The organism is Methylobacterium sp. PvP105, from assembly GCF_017876975.1.
GTDB lineage: Bacteria > Pseudomonadota > Alphaproteobacteria > Rhizobiales > Beijerinckiaceae > Methylobacterium > Methylobacterium radiotolerans.
In genome coordinates this window covers 3,821,337-3,840,153 of sequence record NZ_JAGIPA010000001.1, presented here as the reverse complement: position 1 = coordinate 3,840,153, position 18,817 = coordinate 3,821,337, and the positions used below count along the sequence as shown (strand labels likewise).

Genomic DNA, 18,817 nt, shown 5'->3' with positions numbered 1-18,817 from the left:
GCCGGACGCCGCGGCGTTCAGGCGATCGCCCGGAGCGCGCCGTTCCAGCGGCGGATGACCGACGCGACCTCCGACACGGGGACGGGGCGGCTGAACAGGTAGCCCTGGACCTCGTCGCAGCCCTCGGCGCGCAGGTGCGCGAGCTGCGCCTCCGTCTCGACGCCCTCGGCGGTCGTCGTCATGCCGAGGCTGGCGCCGAGGCCGATCACCGCCCGCACGATGAAGTCGGTCCCGTCCTTCACGCACAGGTCGCGCACGAAGGACTGGTCGATCTTGATCTTGTCGAAGGGGAACGAGCGCAGGTAGCTGAGCGACGAGTAGCCGGTCCCGAAATCGTCCATCGCCACGCGCACGCCCAGCGCGCGGAGGCTGTGGAGGATCGCCGTCGTGGCGCCGGGATTGGCCACCAGCACCGTCTCGGTGATCTCCAGCTCCAGGCGCCGGCCCGGCAGGCCGGTGCGCCGCAGCGCCTCGCGCACGGCGGTGACGAGGCTCGCCGAGGTGAACTGCACCGCCGAGACGTTGACCGCGACCTTGAGCTCGTCCGGCCAGCGGGCGGCCTCCTCGCAGGCGCGGCGCAGCACCCACTCGCCGAGCGGCACGATCAGCCCGAGCTCCTCGGCGATCGGGATGAACTCGGCCGGCGAGACGAAGCCGCGGACCGGGTGGTTCCAGCGCAGCAGCGCCTCGAAGCCGCAGATCCGGTCCGTCTCGAGGCTGTAGATCGGCTGGTAGTAGACCTCGAACGCCTCCCGGGCGAGGGCGTCGCGCAGGTCGCGCTCCATGATTCGCCGCGCCATGAGGCGGGCATCCATCGCCGGCTCGAAGAAGCGGAAGGCGCCGCGCGCCTCGGTCTTGCCCCGATCGAGGGCGACCTCGGCGTTCTTCAGGAGCTTGTCCGCGTTCGACCCGTCGCTGGGGGCGAGGGTGATGCCGATGGTGAGCCCGACGCTGATCGTGTGGTGCGTGAGGCTGTAGGGCGCGCCGACGACCTCGATGATGCGCCGGGCGAGGATGGCGGCGTCCTCGGGCCGGTCGACGCCGCGCTGGACCACGATGAACTCGTCGGCCCCCAGGCGGGCGACGCAGTCGATCTCGCGCACGCAGGCGGTGAGCCGGTTGGCGACCGCGACGAGCAGCTCGTCGCCGATGCCGTGGCCGAGGGTCTCGTTGACCGGCCGGAAGTCGTCGAGGTCGATGGCGAAGACCGCGAAGCCCTGGTCGCGCCCGGCCTGGGCCACGGCCACGTCGATCTGCTGACCCACCACCACCCGGTTGGGCAGCCCGGTCAGCATGTCGTGATGCGCCATGAAGGCGATGCGGGCCTCGGCCCGGCGGCGCTCGGTGACGTCCTCGTAGGTGGCCACGAAACCGCCATCGGCGGCCTCGCGACGGTCGATGGCGACGATGCGACCGTTGCTCAGTTCCTGGAAATGCGTCTGCCACGCGCCGTTGCTGAAGGCGTCCCGCTGCTGCCGCAGCAGGGCCTCGAGATCGCAGCCGGGGTGGTTGCCGGCCGCTAGGCTGGCGCTCAGGACCTCGAGCGCGGTCATGCCGGGCACGACCGCGCCGGGCGGCAGGCCGTAGATCTCGCTGTAGCGCCGGTTGACCACCATCAGCCGGCTCTGCCCGTCGTAGAGGCAGAGCCCCTGGGACATGGTGTCGAGGGCCGCGTCGAGGCGCAGGTTGGTCTGGGTGAGGCGGCGCTCCTGCTCCTTGAGGACGCTGATGTCGCTGCACACCGCGATGAAGCCGCCCTGCCGGGTGGCGCTGCGGCTCACCCGCAGCCAGCGGCCGTCGGCCAATCGGATGTCTCCGTCCCGGGCCAGGGCCCTGAAGCAATCGTCCAGCACCTCCCGGTGCTTGTCCCGTGGCTGGTCCGCAATCCGCGTCAGGGACAGACCGGCCTCGATGGCGGCATCGAGCCCAACGAAGAAGCGGAGGGCCTGCGCGTTCGCCAGGGCGATCCGGCCGTCGGCATCGACCACCACCACGCCTTCCCGCGACGTCTGCAGCGCGTCCGTCACGAGCGCCTCGGCGACCCGGCGCTGGCTGACCTCGCGCAGCGTCAGCGCCCGGATGGTCGACCGCATCGCCGCGACGGCATCCAGCAGCCTGCTCAGTCCGTCGCGACCGCCGGTGGGGATCCGATCGTCGAGCTGACCGCCCGCGATCCGTTCGGCCGCCTCGGCCGCCGCGCTCACCGATCCGCTGATGCGGCGGGTGAGCAGCCAGGCGATCAGCCCGCAGGCAAGGATCACGAGGGCGACCGCGGCGGCGTGCCATCGGATCGCGCCCACCACCCGCTGCCGCGCCGCCTGCCTGAAGGTGAAGCCGTCGCCGGCCATGACGTTGATCAGGAGATCGATCTGGCCCTCGACGGCGTCGGCCTGCTGTTCGAGGGCCGCCGCCTGATCCGGCCGCACCGTCACGGGGTCGAGCTCGCGGCGCAGGCTCTCCCAGGAAGCCACGCCGGCCTGGACCGCCTGGGCCGTCCGCGCCGCCCGCTCGGACTGGGCACGCTCGGCCGCGATGACGAGATCCTCGGCCAGAACCGCCGAGAGATCGGTGATCTCCGAATCCCGCTTCGCCACCTCGGCACCGTCGCGGGCCTGCATCCGCCGGATGAGGGTCGTGCGCATCTTGGCGAAGTCGGCCGCCGCCGCGCGGGCGAAGCTGATCGACGTCAGGGACTCGTCGTAGGTCCGCGTGGCGAGCCCGCCCACCTGCAAGATCGCCAAGCCGGTCGAGAGCGCGAGCGCGCCCAGGAGGAGGGCGACACAGAGGAATGCGACGCCGACCGCGGCGCGGATCGTCGTGACGCGGCCCGTCAGCGTCGCGGCCGCGCGAGAACGCCCTGCTCGGTCTCCGCAATCCGTCGGCGTCTCGGGGTCTCGCATCGCACCGGTCGCTGGGTCACACGTCCGGCCAGCGATAAATGACACCTGTTAAGAGGCAATTAGCCGGCGGCCTCGCGATCTCAGATCAGTCGCGCACGCCTGGCGCACAGCAATCGGCAGATTCCGCCCAGTCGACCGCGCGATCGCGGAGATCTGCGGCACCGCGTTTCTGCCGCTGGGCGGATCCTGTCGGCCGAGCTCAAGTTTTCATCTTGATTGGCGCGCAGTTCAGCAGCGGATTCGGACGGGCCGCTTGCCGTGATGCCCATGTCGCCGCCTCGACACCGGCGTATCGAACGGTATCCGCCGCGCCGGAGGCCGTATCCGCGGACGCGCACGCGCGGATCAGTCCGGCGTTCACCGCTGAGCCGAGCGGAGCGGCCCGGGCGCGGGCGACGGTTTCAGGGGTTCGACGGACTGGCCGTCGCGCAGGTCCGGGGCGGGGCTGTAGATGATCCGGGTCTCGGCGGGCAGCCCAGATTCCAGCTCCAGCGTGCGCCCGAGATCGCGCCGCACGCGGATCGTCCGCCACGTCACCCGGTCGTCGTCGGTTAGGGTAGCGACCCTGAGGTCGTTGCCGCTGAACACCGTCGCCTCGGCGGGGATCGTCACGCCGGGCTCGGCCCGCGGGATCTTGAGGGTGACGTAGGCGTAGAGCCCGGCCCGCAGCGCCCGATCGGCGTTGGGGACATCCACCTGGGTGGTCAGCGTGCGCGACGCCGCGTTCAGCGCGACGGAGCTGCGCTCCACGAAGCCGTCGAAGCGCCGCCCCGGCATCTGCGGCACGGTGATCTCGGCCCGGACACCGGGCTCGACGCCGACGGCGTCCTTCTGCGGCACGTTGACGGTGATGCGCAGCAGGCTGTCCTGATCCATGCTCAGGAGCGGCGTGCCGCCGTTGTCGGCGCGCACGAGATCGCCGACATCGACGTTGCGCACCGTCACGACGCCGTCGAACGGCGCCACGACCCGCTCGAAGGCGGTAAGTGCCTTCAGGCGGTCGACCACGGCCTCCTGCGCCTTGATGTTGGCGGTCGCGACCTTCACGCCGGCCTCGGCGGCGGCGAGCGCCGCGGCCTGGCTGAGCACGCCCGCCTGGGTGTTGTCGGCATTCTGCCGCGAGGCCCAGCCCTGGACGGCCAGCGTGCTCGTGCGGTTGTTGGTGAGGTTGGCGAGGTTGACGTTGGCGCGGGCCTGCTCGACCTGCGCCCGCGCCTGGAGCAGCTGCGCCTTCAGCTGGCCGACCTGCGCCTCGGCCTGGGCGAGCTGCTGGTCGAGATCCGGGGCGGCGATGCGCAGGAGGAGATCGCCCGCCTTCACCCGCGACCCGATATCGACCCGGCGTTCGGCGACGTAGCCGGTCGCGCGCGCGGCGATCGCCGCCGTTGTGAAGGCCTGCATCTCGCCCGGAAGTACGAGATCGAGGGGGCCCTCGGCGCGCTCGACCGCCACGGTGCGCACCTGGGGCACGAGGGTCTTGATCCGCTCCAGAGTCGCGGTCGCCGCCGCGTCGCGCTGCCAGTGGCCGTAGGCCCCCCAGGCGAGCAGGCCGAGTCCGGCGAGGCCGACCAGCAGGAACGGGGCCTTGCCGGGCGGCGGAGGGACGTCCGCGCCCGCGTCGTGCGCCTTCATCGATCGGCTCTCCGCCCCGGACATCCGGCCGGGTCACGGTGAAGGTAGCGGTCGGCGGCCCGGACGGCCAGCGTGTGGATTGGCCGCATCGGCGCGCCGGCCTAGCGCCCCGGACCGGCCACCAGCAGGCGCCGGCTGAGGCGCTTGTGCAGGTGGACCATCAGGGCGATCCCGAAGAGGGGCGTCAGCAGGTTGAGGATCGGAACGATCATCAGGCCGGCCAGCAGGCACCCGGCGCCGAGCGTCCGGATCGAGAAGGCGCGGCGCATCTCGGCGGCCTCCGGGAGGGGGCGGAACCGGGCCGCCGCCATCTCGAAATACTCGCGGGACAGCAGGTAGGCGTTGGCCGCGAAGAAGGCGGCGATCCCGATCACCGGGATGAAGAAGATCACCAGGGCCGCGAGGTTCACCAGCAGCGTCACGCCGGCGAAGCGCAGGGCGTAGAGCATGGCCGTTCCGAACGGCATGGCGCGTCCGGGCGGCTCGTTCGGGAAATCGGTGCGCTCGACGATCTCGGCCGCGTCGTCCAGGAAGAAGCCCGCCACCAGGATCGAGACCGCCGGCATCAGGTAGGCGAGGGCCACGACGAGACCGAAACCCGCCAGGTAGTAGGCGAGGCTGTCGAGGATCGGGTACTGGGCGGAGATGTGGTGGCTCGCCTGGAACGCCTGGATCAGCCGGGTCAGGCCGAGCCAGATCAGGAGCAGGAGCCCGACCGTCAGGCCGAGGGATTTCCACAGGATCGCGCGCAGCGGCGGCGAGAAGGTCTGGCGCAAAGCCGCCGCGGCGGACTCGACGAGCATCGGGCGAGGATTCCGGCCTGCGCCGGAAGCGGCGCCGGCGCGTTGTGGAGCGGTGCGGCGACCGGTGCAAGATCGGGATCCGTCGCGGGGGCGTCAGGGTGCGGGGAGCGCGCGTGCAGGACACGACAGGACAGGTCTCGGCGCCCCGGGCGTCCGATCGCCGGTGGGTCGACCCGGTCGTCCAGCCGGCCTACAGGCCGCGCCTCGCGCCGCTGCCCGAGCACCCGGAGGTGCTGGTGATCGGCGCCGGCGCCGCCGGCATCGGGGCGGCCCGGACTCTCGCGGCCCGGGGTGTGTCCGTCGCGGTGCTGGAGGCGCGGGACCGCGTCGGCGGTCGCGCCCTGACGGTCTCCCTACGCGGCCACGCCCTCGATCTCGGCGCCCACTGGCTCCATGCCGGACCGATCAATCCCCTCGTGGCGCTCGGCCGCGCGCGCGGCGAGAGGCTCCGGCGGGCCGCGCAGGAGAGCCACGTCTGGGTCGGGGGCCGGCCCGGCCGCGCCGACGATGTCCGGGCCAACGGGCGCGCCTTCGACCGCGCGGACCGCGCCATGACCCGCGGCGCCGCGCGGCCCGGCCCGGACCGGCCGGCCTCCAGCGCCCTGCCGCCCGGGCTCGGCGCCTGGGGCGAGCGGGTCGCGCAGGTGCACGGTCTCGTCTCGGGCCGGCCGCTGGCGGAGGTCTCGCTCCACGATTTCCCCAGCCTGGAATACGGCGACAACTACTTCCTGGCCGACGGTTACGGCAGCTACATCGCCCGCTTGGCGGACGGCCTGCCGGTGGCGCTCGCGACCCCGGTGACGCGGATCGACTGGTCGGGTGGCCGCGTCCGCGCGACCGGCGCGGACGGGACCGTGTACGCCGCCCGCGCGGTCATCGTGACGGTGCCGATGATGGTGCTCCGGGACGGGCCGGCCTTCACGCCGCCGCTGCCGAACGCGGTCCGCGCCGCCATCGACGGCTTCACCACCGGCATCTACGAGCACGCTGTGCTGCACTGGCCGTCGAGCCCGTTCCGCGGCCGCGACCGGCTGGCGGCGATCCACGGCGGACGGCGCGCCCCGCCGGGGCTCCTCACCCGCATCGACGACACGCCGTTCCACTATTACGAGCTCGACCTGCACGAGGCCGCGGCGATCGATGCCGCCGGGTCCGGCGCGGACGGCGTGCGCCGCCACGTCCGCGCGGTCCTGACCGAGCATTTCGGCCGGGCGCGGCTGCGCGACCTGACGATCCCGGCGGTGAGCGCGTGGCGCCACGACCGATGGTCGCGCGGCTCGTGGGCCGTGGTCCCGCCGGGCCACGCACCGGCGCGAAAGGCCCTCCGCGCCTCCGTCGCCGACACCGTCTGGTTCGCCGGCGAGGCCCTGTCCCGCGAGCAGTGGGGCACGGTCGGCGGCGCCTACGAGGAGGGCGTCCGGGCCGCCGAGGCCGTGTCCGCCATCGTACCGGACGGCGCCCGGGAGCGTATCCGGGCGGGCACAGGCTGAGATGGGCAGGCCCCGGAAGCGGCCGGGGCGCTTGCCGCAGCCGGACAAGACGGGCATCCCCCGGCCGAAACGCGACAGGGGGCGGCGATGGATTGGGTCGAGGGCATCGGCTATCTCGGGACGGCGCTGACCATCTCGGCGACGGCCATGAGCACGATGATTCCGCTGCGGATCATCTCGCTCTGCGCGAGCTGCGCCGTGATCACCTACGGCATCATGATCGGCAGCATGCCGGTGGTGCTCACCGAGCTGATCCAGATGCCGTTCAACGCCTACCGGCTCTGGCAGATGCTGCGCCTCGTCCGCGACGTGGAGACGGCCGCCGACAACGACCTGTCCCTCGAGTGGCTGCGGCCCTTCGGCTCGAGACGCCCGTTCGGCATCGGCGAGGTGGTGTTCCGCAAGGGGGATCTCGCCACCGAGATGTACTACATCGAGAGCGGCGTGTTCCGGATCCCGGAGGTCGATCTCGAGGTGCGCCAGGGCGGTATCGTGGGCGAGCTCGGGCTCCTGTCACCGGGCAACGCCCGCACCGCCTCGCTGGTCTGCGTCGAGGCGGGCCACGCGCTGTGCGTGTCCTACTCCGACGTGAAGCAGCTCTACTACCAGAACCCGGAATTCGGGTTCTACTTCCTCAAGCTGACCAGCGAGCGCCTCTTCCAGGGGGTGCAGGGCATGTCCAAGCCCCAGGCGGTGGCCGGCGACGCGCTGTGAGGCGCCGCCGCCCAGGGCTCAGAGCATGCTCGGCAGGATGCGGTCCGGCGGCCGGTGGCCGTCCATGAAGGTCTTGATGTTGATGATGACCTTCTCGCCCATGTCGGTGCGGCTCTCGTAGGTCGCCGAGCCCATGTGGGGCAGGAGGACGACCTTGCCCTGGCGGGCGAGCTTGACGAGCCGGGGGCTGACGGCGGGCTCCTGCTCGAACACGTCGAGGCCGGCCGCCGAGATCTCGCCGCCCTCGATGAGGCGCGCCAGGGCGTTCTCGTCGATCACCTCGCCGCGGGCGGTGTTGACCACGACCGCCTCGGGCTTGAGCAGCTTGAGGCGCCGCGCCGAGAGGAGATGGTACGTCGCGGGCGTGTGCGGGCAGTTCACCGACACGATGTCGACGCGCGCCAGCATCTGGTCGAGGGATTCCCAGTAGGTCGCGTCCAGCGCACTCTCGATGGCGGCCGGCACCCGGCGGCGGTTGTGGTAGTGCACCTGCAGGCCGAAGGCGCGGGCGCGCTTGGCCAGCGCCTGGCCGATGCGGCCCATGCCCACGATGCCGAGGCGCTTGCCGGTGATGCGCCGGCCGAGCATCCAGGTCGGCGACCAGCCGGTGGTCCACTCGTCGTCCGGGATGATCCGCGCGCCCTCGGTGACCCGGCGGGCCACCGCGAGGATCAGCGCCATCGTCATGTCGGCGGTGTCCTCGGTCAGCACGCCGGGCGTGTTGGTGACCGTGATGCCGCGCTCCAGCGCCGCCGCCACGTCGATGTGATCGACGCCGTTGCCGAAATTGGCGATGAGGCGGAGGTTCGGGCCGGCCTGGGCGATCAGCCCGGCATCGATCTCGTCGGTCACGGTGGGGACGAGCACGTCGGCCTCGCGCAGGGCCGACGCCATGGCGTCCGGCGCCATCGGCGCGTCCTCGGAATTGAGCCGGACGTCGAACAGCTCGCGCATCCGCGTCTCGACGGCATCCGGCAGGCGCCGCGTCACGACCACCAGCGGCTTGCGCTTCGACACGTCTCTCTCCCCGTCAGCCCCGCGGCCCTGATCGCGGCTCGCGCCCGGCGGCTCCCGCCCGGACCGCTTCCCGCAAGCGTCCGTTAACCGAACTCGGCCAGACAGGATCGGTCACGGGGCGCCGGTTCCGGAGCCTGTTCCGACCCATCGGCCTCTCTACCAGAGGTGGGCCGGAACACAATCGGATGCGGACCGGTCCGCGCGTCGAACCGGCCCCGCTTTCGACATGTCCGGCGCCCACCAACACCACGTCTGGATAGGGAGACGACCATGCGCGTGTCACGCCTCAGCCTCGCCGTCGCGGCGGTGCTGGTCGGCGGCCTCGCGACCGGTGCCCGCGCGGCGCCGCCCGCCGGCCCCGAGGCCGGGGTCGGGCCGGTGACCAAGCTGCCGCTGCCGCGCTACGCGAGCCTGAAGACCGATCGCGTCAACCTCCGCGAAGGCCCCTCGAAGGATCACCGGACCCTCTGGGTGTTCCAGCGGGCCGGTCTCCCGGTCGAGATCGTGGGCGAGTTCGAGACCTGGCGCCGGATCCGCGATTCGGAGGGCACCGAGGGCTGGGTGCTGCACTCGCTCCTGTCCGGACGCCGCACCGCTATCGTCAACGCCGGCCCCGACAAGGGAGCCGAGAAGGCGGCCGTGTCGCTGCGGGCCAAGGCCGATGACGGCGCCGACGACGAGGCCAAGCTCCAGACGGGCGTGATCGGCAGCGTCAAGAGCTGCACCGGCACGTGGTGCCGCATGATCGTCGCTCTCCCGAACAAGCGGGACGTCGACGGCTACATCCGCCAGAATCGCCTGTGGGGCGTCTACCCGAACGAGGTCGTGGAGTAGCCGGGCGCCGCCGTGCGGCGGTACGCGCTCTCCGGAGTCGCCCAAAAGCGAAGGCCCGGACAATGCCGGGCCTCGCGTCGTCTCCGAAGAGGGTTGGATCCGAGCCTCAGCCCTGGCGGCGGCCCGCCGGACGGCTGCGGCGCAGGCGCACGATCACCTCGACACCGGCGATCTCCATGCCCTCGGGCGCCTCGGGCAGCGAATCGACCGTGATGCCGCAATCCGGCATGTCGATCACCTGGCTCTCGTCCTCCAGGTAGAAGTGGTGGTGCTCGGTCGGGTTCGTGTCGAAATAGGCCTTCGACCCGTCGAGCGCGAGCTGGCGCAGGAGCCCCGCCTCGGTGAACTGGTGCAGGGTGTTGTAGACCGTCGCCAGCGACACCGGCACCTTGGCGCGCATCGCCTCGTCGTAGAGCATCTCCGCCGTCAGGTGGCGGTCGCCGCGACCGAAGAGCAGCCAGCCCAGCGACAGGCGCTGCCGCGTCGGCCGCAGGCCGGCCCGACGCAGGCGGTCGCGCAGGTCGGACAGCGGGCAGCCGCGGCGCGGAGTCCCGTTGGCCTCCAACTGGGGAGCGGGGACCCGGCCGTTGAAGACGGCCTGGAATGGCACCGGTTCGGACATCGCTGGACTGAACGCTCGACGAGGGGCCTGAAGGAACGGATGTCTCCTCAGTATATTGAAGTGGTCGGACAGTCGCAACCCGAGCGTCGCCGCAGGCCCGCGGCTGCAGGCTTTGAAGGCGCGGCGCCCCGTGCTAACCCGCGCGCCAGCCGACGGGCCGAGTATAGTCGCCCGCGACGCGAAGATCGCGCTCATCCGAGGAAACAGCCAACGCAATGCCGCCAGACGCCGAGACACAAGCGCAGGGTGCGAACCGCCGGTCGCACTATTCCTACGAGGATCTTCTGGCCTGCGGGCGCGGCGAACTCTTCGGACCCGGCAACGCGCAATTGCCGCTGCCGCCGATGCTGATGTTCGACCGGATCACGTCCATCGGGACCGAGGGCGGCGCCCACGGCAAGGGGCACGTGACGGCCGAGCTCGATATCCGGCCGGACCTCTGGTTCTTCCCCTGCCATTTTCAGGGCGATCCGGTCATGCCGGGTTGCCTGGGGCTCGACGCCCTGTGGCAGATGCTGGGCTTCCATCTCGGCTGGCTCGGCTCGCCGGGCCGCGGCCGCGCCCTCGGCGTGGGCGAGGTGAAGCTCGCCGGCCAGGTGCTGCCGACGATCAAGAAGGTCGTCTACAACGTCGACGTGAAGCGGGTCCGTCAGGGCAAGCTCGTGCTCGGCATCGGCGACGGCTGGCTCGAGGCGGACGGCGAGCGCGTCTATCAGGTCCAAGACATGCGGGTCGGCCTGTTCCAGAGTTGAGCCGCGTCGCCGCGCGCCCGGCTCGCGGCTCGGCCGCAACGCCGGACGTTCTCGGCGGTTGAGATTGTGTCCGCGTCACCTTAGCTGACCGTGACGCGGCCCGGGCGACCGGGACCGCGACGGAGGTAGTGTCACCATCATGCGCCGTGTCGTCATCACCGGGATGGGCATCGTCTCGTCCATCGGCAACAACACGCAGGAGGTGCTCGCCTCCCTGCGCGAGGCCCGCTCGGGCATCGCGCGCGACGCCAGCTACGCCGAGCACGGCTTCCGCAGCCAGGTCTCCGGCGCCCCCACTCTCGATCCGGAGGGCGTGGTGGACCGGCGCGCGATGCGCTTCCACGGCGGCGGCACCGCCTGGAATCACGTCGCCATGGATCAGGCGATCCAGGATGCCGGCCTGGAGCAGGGCGACGTCTCGAACGAGCGCACCGGCATCATCATGGGCTCGGGCGGCCCCTCGACCCGCGTGATCGTCGAGGCCGCCGCCATCGCGCGGGACAAGGGTCCCAAGCGGATCGGGCCGTTCGCCGTGCCGAAGGCGATGTCGTCGACCGCGTCGGCGACGCTGGCGACGTGGTTCAAGATCCGCGGCGTGAACTACTCAATCTCCTCCGCCTGCGCGACCTCGAACCACTGCATCGGCAACGCCGCCGAGATCATCCAGGGCGGCCGGCAGGACATCATCTTCGCGGGCGGCTGCGAGGATCTCGACTGGACCCTCTCGGTGCTGTTCGACGCCATGGGCGCCATGTCGTCGAAGTACAACGACACACCGTCCCGGGCCTCCCGCGCCTACGACGCCAACCGCGACGGCTTCGTCATCGCGGGCGGCGCGGGCGTGCTGGTCCTCGAGGAGCTGGAGCACGCCAAGGCGCGCGGCGCCCGGATCTACGGCGAGGTCGCGGGCTACGGCGCCACCTCGGACGGGCACGACATGGTCGCGCCGTCGGGCGAGGGCGCCGTGCGCTGCATGCGCCAGGCGCTGGACGGTCTGAAGGGCGCGCGGATCGACTACATCAACCCGCACGCCACCTCGACCCCGGTCGGCGACGACAAGGAGATCGAGGCGATCCGCGAGGTGTTCGGCCGCGGCGAGGATTGCCCGCCGATCTCGGCCACGAAGTCGCTGACCGGCCATTCGCTGGGCGCCACCGGCGTGCAGGAGGCGATCTACAGCCTGCTGATGATGAACAACGGCTTCATCTGCGAGAGCGCGCACATCGACACCCTCGATCCGGCCTTCGCCGACATGCCGATCCTGCAGCAGCGCCGCGACAACGCGCAGCTCGGCCACGTGCTGACCAATTCCTTCGGATTCGGCGGCACCAACGCCACCCTCGTCCTGAAGCACGTCGACGCCTGATCGCCCCACGCGGAACCGCCGGCCTCGGGCCGGCGTTTACCCGCTGTTGAGATCTGGTGGTGGCGATGGGGACTTTCATCTTCGGAACGCTGGGCGGCCTTATGATTGCCGGCGTCGCCGCGATCTACGCCAAGCAGGTCGTGCTGGAAGAAGCGGATACCCACACGGACGGGCATTTCTGAGCCCGGCCGCAGCGCCATCGACGCCCCGCCCGCCGGCGGGGTTTTTTTTGCCCGCCGCCAACCGCCGCCGCGTTTGGATCGCGGCGCGAGCCGCGTTAAGGCAGCCTGCCGCGGTTCGCTCGTCGCGACCGCGGTCCGGGCCCGCTCCGCGGGTCCGGCGTGCTCGGTCAGGATGTGAGTCGGCATGACGGGTTTGATGGCAGGCAAGCGCGGCCTGATCATGGGCGTCGCGAACGATCACTCGATCGCCTGGGGGATCGCCAAGGCGCTGCACGCCCAGGGCGCGCGACTGGCTTTCACCTATCAGGGCGAGGCGCTGGGCCGACGGGTGACGCCGCTCGCCGCCAAGCTCGATTCGGACATCGTGGTGCCCTGCGACGTCGAGGATCTCGCCTCCGTCGACGCGACCTTCGAGGCCCTCGACGCGCGGTTCGACGGCGGTCTCGACTTCGTGGTCCACGCCATCGGTTTCTCCGACAAGGCGCAGCTCAAGGGGCGCTACGTCGACGTGACGACGCGCGAGAACTTCGTGCGCACGATGACGATCTCGTGCTTCTCGTTCACCGAGATCGCGCAGCGCGCGGCCAAGCGGATGAACCAGGGCGGGTCGCTGCTGACCCTGACCTACGGCGGCGCCACCCGGGTCATGCCGAACTACAACGTCATGGGCGTCGCCAAGGCGGCGCTCGAGGCCTCGGTGCGCTACCTGGCGAGCGACCTGGGCCCGGACGGGATCCGGGTCAACGCGCTCTCCGCCGGCCCGATGCGGACCCTGGCGGGCGCCGGGATCGCCGACGCGCGGCTGATGTTCAATCACCAGCGGGCGCACGCGCCGCTGCGGCGCACGGTGAGCCTGGAGGACGTCGGCGGGTCGGCTCTCTACCTGCTGTCGCCGCTCTCGGGCGGCGTCACCGGCGAGGTCCACTTCGTGGATGCCGGCTACAACATCATCTCGATGCCGCGCCCGGACGTGCTGCAGGCGCAGGACGCGGCCGGCGTCGTCGGCGACGCCTGAGGCGCCTCACTCCTCCGGAATGCGCGCCGGGGGCAGGGGACCGGCCGGGACGCCGCGCTCGCCGCGGACTGCCCGCCGCTCCCGCGCGGCGCGCGCCTCCTCGGGCGTCGGCGGCGCGGACGGGTAGTTCGACGCGAAGGGGTTGGGCGGAGCCCCGCGCCCGGAGCCACCGAACAGCTTGTCGAGGAAGCCTTCCTCGGCGCTCGCGGGACGGGCGACGAGGAGAAGGGCGAGGGCGAGGATCGGGCGAAGCTGCATCGTCAACGTCTGCGTGCCGGGACCGCGCCGGGTTAGGTCCACTTTCCGGCAGATCGGAGGCCGAGACCCCGTCGCCTGGAACCGCGGCGCGTCCGGCGGGTTCGCGCACAACGATGACCGGCGCGTACAGGAGGCGTGATGTCCGAGGTTACCTATCGCATCGTCGAGCACGACGGCGGCTTCGCCTACAAGGTCGGCGACGTGTTCTCCGAGACCTTCCCGAGCCGCGAGGAGGCGCTGCAGGCGGCGCAGGCCGCGGCGGCGGAGCAGCAGGTCCCCGGCTCGACCGAGGGGATCCGCTACCAGGATCAGGCCGGCGGCTGGCACGACGAGACCGCGCAGGGCAGCGATCGGCCCACCGCGCGGGTCGTGGAGTAGTCGCGGCGGGCGGGACGGAGATGCGGGATCCGGGGCAACGACGGGGATCGGCGTGGCGCGCGCGCGGCGCGTGACCCCGGCCGAGGCGCAGGCCGGCCGCAGGGCGCCCGCTCTGCCGAAGGGCGCGCGCCGGACGACCCCGTCGCCGGAGACGCTGGCGGCCCTCGGGCCAGACCGGCTGATCGCGCTGATCCTCGGCGAGACCGGGCGTAACCCGGCCTTCAAGAAGCTGGTGAGCGCCGCGCTCGCCTCGCTCCAGGGCCCCGAGGCCGTCGCGGCGATCGTCGATCGGCGCCTGACGGCCCTCGAGGGCGCCCAGGGCTACATCGACTGGCAGAAGCGCCGGACCTTCGCGGCCGATCTCAACACGACCGTGACGGTGATCCTCAACGAGCTGCGTCCCCTCGATCCGGCGGCCGCGCTCGACCGGCTCCGGCGCTTCCTCGACGGCGCCGACGCGGTCCTGAACCGCGTGGACGACAGCACCGGGGCCGTGCAGGGGGTGTTCGACCGCGCCTCCGCGGCCTTCGTGGAGATCGCCGGTTCCCTGCCGCCGGAGGACGCCGCCGGGGTGGCCGCGCGCCTCGTCGAGCCGTTCGCGGCGGATCCGTTCGGGCCCCTCGGGACCGTCCTCGGCGACATGATCCCGCGGCTGCCCGAGCCGGCCCTCGCCGAGATCGACGACCGGCTCGCCGCCGCCGCGGCGGCGCTCCCGCCGGGCGGGGATCCAAGGCGCGAGGCGACGCACCACCGGCAGGCGGCCCGGATCCAGATCCTGCGCCTGCGGCAGACCATCGCCGACCGGCGCGGCGACCCGGACGCCTTCATCGCTCTGGAAGGCCTGATGCTGCCGGGGCGGGAGAACCGCGTCGCGATCGCCCGGCGGCTCCTCGACGCCGGGCGCCCCGCCGAGGCGCTGGACTGGATCCGGCGCATGCAGGACCCGGGCCTGCGCATCGCGACCCGGGCCGACCTGATCGCCGGCTTCGACCTGCGCGGACCGGAACGGGAGCGGCAGGCTCTGGAGATCGAGATCCTCGACGCGCTCGGCCGGGGCGACGAGGCGCAGGCCCTGCGCTGGGGGCGATTCGAGCGCGAGCTCGACGCGCCGATGCTGCGCACCTTCCTCGCCAAGCTTCCGGATTTCGAGGACGAGGAGGCGCTCCAACGCGCCCTCGACCACGCCGAGGCGTTCCCGCAGCCGCACCGGGCTCTCGCCTTCCTGGCGGGTTGGCCGGACCTGCGCCGTGCGGCCGCGCTGGTTGTCGCGCGGCCCGCAATCTGGCAGGGCGACCAGTACGCGGTGCTGGCGCCGGTCGCCGAGGCGCTGGCGCAGCAGCATCCCCGGGCCGCGACGATCCTGTACCGCCGGCTCCTCGATTCCATCCTCGAGACCGGCCGCAGCGCCGCCTACCCGCACGGGGCGCGCTACCTCGCGGAACTCGACGCCCTGGCGCAACGCCTCGCGGCCGGCGACGTCGAGCCGGATCCGCAGGCCTACCGCGCGGCACTGCGGCAGGCGCACGGCCGCAAGCACGGGTTCTGGAGCCTGGTCCGGGACTGATCCGGGACTGATCCGGGCGGGCGGCTCAGTCCTCCAGCACGATGGCGTCGATCCGGTCCGGATAGAACGCCACGTGGTCGCGGATCGCCGCGACGGCCGGGTACGGGTTCCCGTAGCTCCAGACCGCGTCGGAACGACGGGTCCCGTCGACGACGAGATCGTAATAGTGGGCATCGCCCTTGTACGGGCAGTGGCTCGTGCGCGTCGAGGCGACGAAGTGCTCGGCCCGGATGTCGCTCCGCGGGACGTAGAAGACCGGCGGATACCGCGCCTCCTGCAGCCGCAGGGCGTTCCGGGTCTCGGCGACCGCGACGCCCGCCACGACGACGCGGACGCGGCGGGGCTCGGGCTCGACGGTGATCGGGTGGTCCGGTCCGGGACGCTTCACGGCGTGGTCCCTCCTTCGGGCTTCAGCTCGACGGTCCCGAGCGCGTCGGCGAGGCGCGTCTTCGCGGTCCCGGGCCGCAGGGGCTTCTGCTGGGTCTCGTGCGGCACCCAGCCCGAGAGCCACAGCACCTCGAAGGTCGCCCGCACGCGGCCGTCCGGGTCCGCGAACCGTTCGGCGTAGATCTCGGCCGTGCGCAGGAGCGTGGCCCGCCGCAGGGGCGTCCGCCGCCGCTCGGTGAGCACGTTGGTCATGCCCATGGCCCGCAGGTCGCGCATCAGGCCGAACGGGTCGGCGTAGCGGACGGTCAGCGTGTCGGTATCGGCCACCGGGAGCGCGAAGCCCGCGCGCTGCAGCAGTCCGCCGGCCTCGCGCACCGCCGCGAAGGGGGCCACGCGCGGACTGACCCCGCCCTCGACCTCGCTCTCGGCCTGGGCGAAGCTCTGGCGCAGCTCTGTCAGCGTGGCGCCGCCGAGCAGGCATCCGACGAACAGCCCGTCCGGCCGCAGGGCGCGGCGCAGCTGGATCAGCGTGCCCGGCAGGTCGTTCACGGCGTGGAGGGCCAGCAGCGACACGGCGAGGTCCAGGCTCCCGGGCGCCAGCGGCAGCGCCTCGGGATCTCCGACGACCAGGTCGCCGCCCGGCTCGGGCAGGGCCGCGAGGCGGACATGCCGCGCCGCCGGATAGCGCGCGGCGAGCAGCCGGGTCGCCGCGGGACGCGGCGTGGCGAGGTCGAGAACCGAGCCGAAGCTGCGCAGGACTGCGCCGAGCCGGTCGTCGAGATCCTCGGCGAGGCGGTCGAGGAGGAAGCCCGGGTAGCCGAGGCGCCCGGCACGGGCGAGGCGGCGGCGGGCGAGGGGCGTGTCGAACAGGGCGGCGGGAGCATCCATCAGCGGGCAGATGGCATCTGCGGTCGCGTCGCGCCACCGTCCCCGCGCACGGTCTCGTGAGCTGCGCTAGGCTGCTGGAACGACTCGGGAGGGTCGCTGTTCCTGCTGCAACCGGCCCAACGGCCGAGATTCCTCAGGGAGCACACATCATGAAGCGCATGCTCGTCGGGGCCGCCGTGGCCCTCACCACCCTGGCGGCCGCGGGCGGCGCCGAGGCGAAGGGCTGCATCAAGGGCGCCATCGTCGGCGGCATCGCGGGTCACTACGCCGGCCATCACGGCCTCGTTGGCGCCGCGGCCGGCTGCGCCATCGGCCGCCACCGCGCCAACGCGCGCGACCGTCAGGTCGAGCAGCAGCAGATGGCGCCGCAGGCGCGGCCCGTCTCGGCCCAGTAGGCGGGAACTCCGGTCGCGCGTTGCGCGCATGACGGCCCTCCAGGCCGTCGCCACGGCCCTGCGCGGTCTGCCGCGCGGGGTCGTCTCTCTGGTCTACCCGCCCACCTGCGCGGGCTGCGGCAGCGCCACCGCCGATCCGGGCGCCTTCTGCCCGTCGTGCTGGTCGAGCCTGCGCCTGATCGAGGAACCGGTCTGCCAGCGCTACGGCACGCCCTTCGCGCTCGATCTCGGGGTCGGCCCGCTGGTGTCGCCCCGGGCGATCGCGGAACCGCCGGTCTTCGGCCGCGCCCGGGCGGTCGCCCTCTACGATGCCGTGGCGCGACGGATCGTCCATCGCCTGAAATACGAGGACCGGCTCGATCTCGCCGGCGTCATGGCGCGGATGATGGCCGCGAGCGGCCGGACCCTGATCGCCGAGGCCGAGTGCCTCGTTCCGGTGCCGCTCCATCGCGGTCGCCTGTGGCGGCGGCGCTTCAACCAGTCGGCCCTGCTCGCGCGGGCGATCGCCGCTTCGGCGGGACGGCCGTGCGTCGCCACCGCCCTGGTGCGCGTGCGCGCCACGCGATCCCAGGTCGGCCTGAGCCGCGCGGCGCGGGCCGAGAACCTGAGCGGTGCCTTCCGGGTGACGGCCGCCGAACAGCACCGCATCCGCGGACGCCGGGTTCTCCTCGTCGACGACGTCATGACCACCGGCGCCACCGGCAACGCGGCCGCACGGGCGCTCCTGCGCGGCGGGGCGACGTCCGTGGACCTCCTGACCTTCGCCCTCGTCGGCGACCCCGCCGGCTGAGGGGCCGGCCGCCGCGGGCCCGGCACCGGCGACCGGCCTCCTCGCCCGGCCGCGACGCCCGGCCTCAGCGCCCGGCCTGCATCCGCTCCGGAAAGCTCGCCGCCAGGGTGAAGTCGAACGCCTCCGCGATCCCCTCGTACCAGAGCGAGAACGGCGTCGGACGCGCGAGGTGCAGGGCGCCCTCGATCTCGCGACCCTCGTGCTGGAGGGCCGCCCCGTGCTTGGCCGCGAGTCGCAGCATCGGCCCGTTGCCCGACAGGCAGCGGACGTGGAGGTCCTGGACGCCGCGATGCCGCGCCGAGCGGGCGATCCGGGCGAAGAGGGCGGCGCCGATCCCCTGCCGGCGGAAGGTCTGCTCGACCGCGAAGGCCGCCTCCGCGTGCGGCCCCAGGGCGTAGCGGGACGCGCCCGGGCCCATGGGCCGGAGTTCACCGAGACCGCGCAGCACGCCGCCCACGAAGGCGCCGTACATCACGCCCTCCGCGGTCAATGCCTGCGCGGCATAGGCCCGGACTCCGGCCTCGCTGACATTACCCATGAAGCGGCTCGCCCGGGTCTCCGGATCAAGCCGCAGGAAGTAGTCGAGGACCGCCGCGCGATCCGCCGGCCAGAGACGCCGGATGGTGTGGGCCGGCCCATCGAGGGCTTGTACCGCCATGATGAAGCTCCGGTTCGTGCGCGCTGTCGCGCGAAGTGGTCCGGACGCTCCTCCCAGAAGACCGCCGGGGTGTCGCATCCCCGTATCCATTGTGCAATGCAGCAGAGTGCGGGGCCGGCCGTCCGCGTGCCTGCCATGCGCAGGCCGACGGGACACTTCGAAGGGACGTTCG

Annotated in this window: 19 protein-coding genes; 10 read left to right on the top strand and 9 right to left on the bottom strand. The window is 72.5% G+C overall.

Translation table 11 applies throughout. The features are described 5' to 3' along the window. Positions 1 to 17: 17 nt before the first annotated feature. The 3 genes from J3A75_RS18955 to J3A75_RS18945 all read right to left on the bottom strand — a co-directional run bounded on the left by J3A75_RS18955 (position 18) and on the right by J3A75_RS18945 (position 5,335). Positions 18 to 2,900 (bottom strand): EAL domain-containing protein, encoded by a 2,883-nt coding sequence (locus J3A75_RS18955; RefSeq protein WP_070999664.1) that lies wholly within the window; start codon positions 2,898 to 2,900, stop codon positions 18 to 20. A gap of 357 nt (positions 2,901 to 3,257) precedes the next feature. Then, positions 3,258 to 4,532, bottom strand: a complete 1,275-nt coding sequence (locus J3A75_RS18950; RefSeq protein WP_058606785.1) for an efflux RND transporter periplasmic adaptor subunit — start codon at positions 4,530 to 4,532, stop codon at positions 3,258 to 3,260. Positions 4,533 to 4,633: 101 nt separating this feature from the next. Then, positions 4,634 to 5,335, bottom strand: coding sequence for a sulfate transporter family protein (locus J3A75_RS18945; RefSeq protein WP_012319644.1), 702 nt, complete (start codon positions 5,333 to 5,335; stop codon positions 4,634 to 4,636). Positions 5,336 to 5,565: 230 nt separating this feature from the next. Between J3A75_RS18945 and J3A75_RS18940 the strand changes: the two genes are divergently transcribed. Further along, positions 5,566 to 6,825, top strand: coding sequence for a flavin monoamine oxidase family protein (locus J3A75_RS18940; protein WP_245295974.1), 1,260 nt, complete (start codon positions 5,566 to 5,568; stop codon positions 6,823 to 6,825). 87 nt (positions 6,826 to 6,912) lie between these two features. Next, positions 6,913 to 7,539, top strand: a complete 627-nt coding sequence (locus J3A75_RS18935) for a Crp/Fnr family transcriptional regulator (protein WP_012319642.1) — start codon at positions 6,913 to 6,915, stop codon at positions 7,537 to 7,539. 18 nt (positions 7,540 to 7,557) lie between these two features. Here J3A75_RS18935 and J3A75_RS18930 read toward each other — a convergent pair whose 3' ends face one another. After that, positions 7,558 to 8,556 carry a 2-hydroxyacid dehydrogenase gene (locus tag J3A75_RS18930; RefSeq protein WP_012319641.1) on the bottom strand — a complete coding sequence of 333 codons (999 nt, stop codon included), beginning with the start codon at positions 8,554 to 8,556 and terminating at the stop codon, positions 7,558 to 7,560. A 270-nt stretch (positions 8,557 to 8,826) separates the two neighbouring features. Here J3A75_RS18930 and J3A75_RS18925 point away from each other — a divergent pair, with 270 nt between their 5' ends. Further along, positions 8,827 to 9,390: an SH3 domain-containing protein gene (locus J3A75_RS18925; RefSeq protein WP_012319640.1), complete on the top strand. Its 564-nt coding sequence runs from the start codon at positions 8,827 to 8,829 to the stop codon at positions 9,388 to 9,390. A gap of 106 nt (positions 9,391 to 9,496) precedes the next feature. Here the strand turns inward: J3A75_RS18925 and irr are convergent, their stop codons facing one another. Continuing rightward, entirely contained in the window at positions 9,497 to 10,012 is a 516-nt protein-coding gene (gene irr, locus J3A75_RS18920) for a Fur family transcriptional regulator Irr (RefSeq protein ID WP_012319639.1), read from the bottom strand. A gap of 215 nt (positions 10,013 to 10,227) precedes the next feature. Here irr and fabA point away from each other — a divergent pair, with 215 nt between their 5' ends. The 3 genes from fabA to fabI all read left to right on the top strand — a co-directional run bounded on the left by fabA (position 10,228) and on the right by fabI (position 13,327). Next, the gene (gene fabA / locus J3A75_RS18915; protein WP_012319638.1) at positions 10,228 to 10,764 is read left to right on the top strand and encodes a 3-hydroxyacyl-[acyl-carrier-protein] dehydratase FabA; all 537 of its coding nucleotides are present in this window, start codon (positions 10,228 to 10,230) and stop codon (positions 10,762 to 10,764) included. A 139-nt stretch (positions 10,765 to 10,903) separates the two neighbouring features. Next, positions 10,904 to 12,130 (top strand): beta-ketoacyl-ACP synthase I, encoded by a 1,227-nt coding sequence (fabB, locus tag J3A75_RS18910; RefSeq protein ID WP_012319637.1) that lies wholly within the window; start codon positions 10,904 to 10,906, stop codon positions 12,128 to 12,130. A gap of 366 nt (positions 12,131 to 12,496) precedes the next feature. Continuing rightward, positions 12,497 to 13,327, top strand: a complete 831-nt coding sequence (fabI, locus tag J3A75_RS18905) for an enoyl-ACP reductase FabI (protein ID WP_012319635.1) — start codon at positions 12,497 to 12,499, stop codon at positions 13,325 to 13,327. A 6-nt stretch (positions 13,328 to 13,333) separates the two neighbouring features. Here the strand turns inward: fabI and J3A75_RS18900 are convergent, their stop codons facing one another. Continuing rightward, the gene (locus tag J3A75_RS18900) at positions 13,334 to 13,585 is read right to left on the bottom strand and encodes a hypothetical protein (RefSeq protein ID WP_053622117.1); all 252 of its coding nucleotides are present in this window, start codon (positions 13,583 to 13,585) and stop codon (positions 13,334 to 13,336) included. Between the two features lie 138 nt (positions 13,586 to 13,723). Between J3A75_RS18900 and J3A75_RS18895 the strand changes: the two genes are divergently transcribed. Continuing rightward, the gene (locus J3A75_RS18895; protein WP_012319633.1) at positions 13,724 to 13,963 is read left to right on the top strand and encodes a hypothetical protein; all 240 of its coding nucleotides are present in this window, start codon (positions 13,724 to 13,726) and stop codon (positions 13,961 to 13,963) included. Positions 13,964 to 14,015: 52 nt separating this feature from the next. Then, the gene (locus J3A75_RS18890) at positions 14,016 to 15,527 is read left to right on the top strand and encodes a DUF6880 family protein (protein WP_070999662.1); all 1,512 of its coding nucleotides are present in this window, start codon (positions 14,016 to 14,018) and stop codon (positions 15,525 to 15,527) included. 25 nt (positions 15,528 to 15,552) lie between these two features. Here the strand turns inward: J3A75_RS18890 and J3A75_RS18885 are convergent, their stop codons facing one another. Further along, positions 15,553 to 15,915 (bottom strand): DUF427 domain-containing protein, encoded by a 363-nt coding sequence (locus J3A75_RS18885; RefSeq protein WP_070999660.1) that lies wholly within the window; start codon positions 15,913 to 15,915, stop codon positions 15,553 to 15,555. After that, positions 15,912 to 16,802: a methyltransferase domain-containing protein gene (locus J3A75_RS18880; RefSeq protein ID WP_029360596.1), complete on the bottom strand. Its 891-nt coding sequence runs from the start codon at positions 16,800 to 16,802 to the stop codon at positions 15,912 to 15,914. Before J3A75_RS18880 ends, J3A75_RS18885 begins: the two co-directional genes overlap by 4 nt. Positions 16,803 to 16,951: 149 nt before the next feature. On the opposite strand from J3A75_RS18880, the gene J3A75_RS18875 reads away from it, so the two are divergent. Both J3A75_RS18875 and J3A75_RS18870 read left to right on the top strand, forming a co-directional pair. After that, positions 16,952 to 17,197, top strand: coding sequence for a hypothetical protein (locus J3A75_RS18875; RefSeq protein WP_012319629.1), 246 nt, complete (start codon positions 16,952 to 16,954; stop codon positions 17,195 to 17,197). 28 nt (positions 17,198 to 17,225) lie between these two features. Continuing rightward, positions 17,226 to 17,987, top strand: a complete 762-nt coding sequence (locus J3A75_RS18870; protein WP_012319628.1) for a ComF family protein — start codon at positions 17,226 to 17,228, stop codon at positions 17,985 to 17,987. A 64-nt stretch (positions 17,988 to 18,051) separates the two neighbouring features. On the opposite strand, the gene J3A75_RS18865 is transcribed toward J3A75_RS18870, so the two are convergent. Beyond that, positions 18,052 to 18,645 (bottom strand): GNAT family N-acetyltransferase, encoded by a 594-nt coding sequence (locus J3A75_RS18865; protein ID WP_012319627.1) that lies wholly within the window; start codon positions 18,643 to 18,645, stop codon positions 18,052 to 18,054. Between the last annotated feature and the right edge of the window lie 172 nt (positions 18,646 to 18,817).

Coding starts and splice junctions, on each gene's coding strand:
- J3A75_RS18955 (WP_070999664.1), bottom strand. CDS start 2,900: ATGCGAGACCCCGAGACGCCGACGGATTGCGGAGACCGAGCAGGGCGT.
- J3A75_RS18950 (WP_058606785.1), bottom strand. CDS start 4,532: ATGAAGGCGCACGACGCGGGCGCGGACGTCCCTCCGCCGCCCGGCAAG.
- J3A75_RS18945 (WP_012319644.1), bottom strand. CDS start 5,335: ATGCTCGTCGAGTCCGCCGCGGCGGCTTTGCGCCAGACCTTCTCGCCG.
- J3A75_RS18935 (WP_012319642.1), top strand. CDS start 6,913: ATGGATTGGGTCGAGGGCATCGGCTATCTCGGGACGGCGCTGACCATC.
- J3A75_RS18925 (WP_012319640.1), top strand. CDS start 8,827: ATGCGCGTGTCACGCCTCAGCCTCGCCGTCGCGGCGGTGCTGGTCGGC.
- irr (WP_012319639.1), bottom strand. CDS start 10,012: ATGTCCGAACCGGTGCCATTCCAGGCCGTCTTCAACGGCCGGGTCCCC.
- fabA (WP_012319638.1), top strand. CDS start 10,228: ATGCCGCCAGACGCCGAGACACAAGCGCAGGGTGCGAACCGCCGGTCG.
- fabB (WP_012319637.1), top strand. CDS start 10,904: ATGCGCCGTGTCGTCATCACCGGGATGGGCATCGTCTCGTCCATCGGC.
- fabI (WP_012319635.1), top strand. CDS start 12,497: ATGACGGGTTTGATGGCAGGCAAGCGCGGCCTGATCATGGGCGTCGCG.
- J3A75_RS18900 (WP_053622117.1), bottom strand. CDS start 13,585: ATGCAGCTTCGCCCGATCCTCGCCCTCGCCCTTCTCCTCGTCGCCCGT.
- J3A75_RS18895 (WP_012319633.1), top strand. CDS start 13,724: ATGTCCGAGGTTACCTATCGCATCGTCGAGCACGACGGCGGCTTCGCC.
- J3A75_RS18880 (WP_029360596.1), bottom strand. CDS start 16,802: ATGGATGCTCCCGCCGCCCTGTTCGACACGCCCCTCGCCCGCCGCCGC.
- J3A75_RS18875 (WP_012319629.1), top strand. CDS start 16,952: ATGAAGCGCATGCTCGTCGGGGCCGCCGTGGCCCTCACCACCCTGGCG.
- J3A75_RS18870 (WP_012319628.1), top strand. CDS start 17,226: ATGACGGCCCTCCAGGCCGTCGCCACGGCCCTGCGCGGTCTGCCGCGC.
- J3A75_RS18865 (WP_012319627.1), bottom strand. CDS start 18,645: ATGGCGGTACAAGCCCTCGATGGGCCGGCCCACACCATCCGGCGTCTC.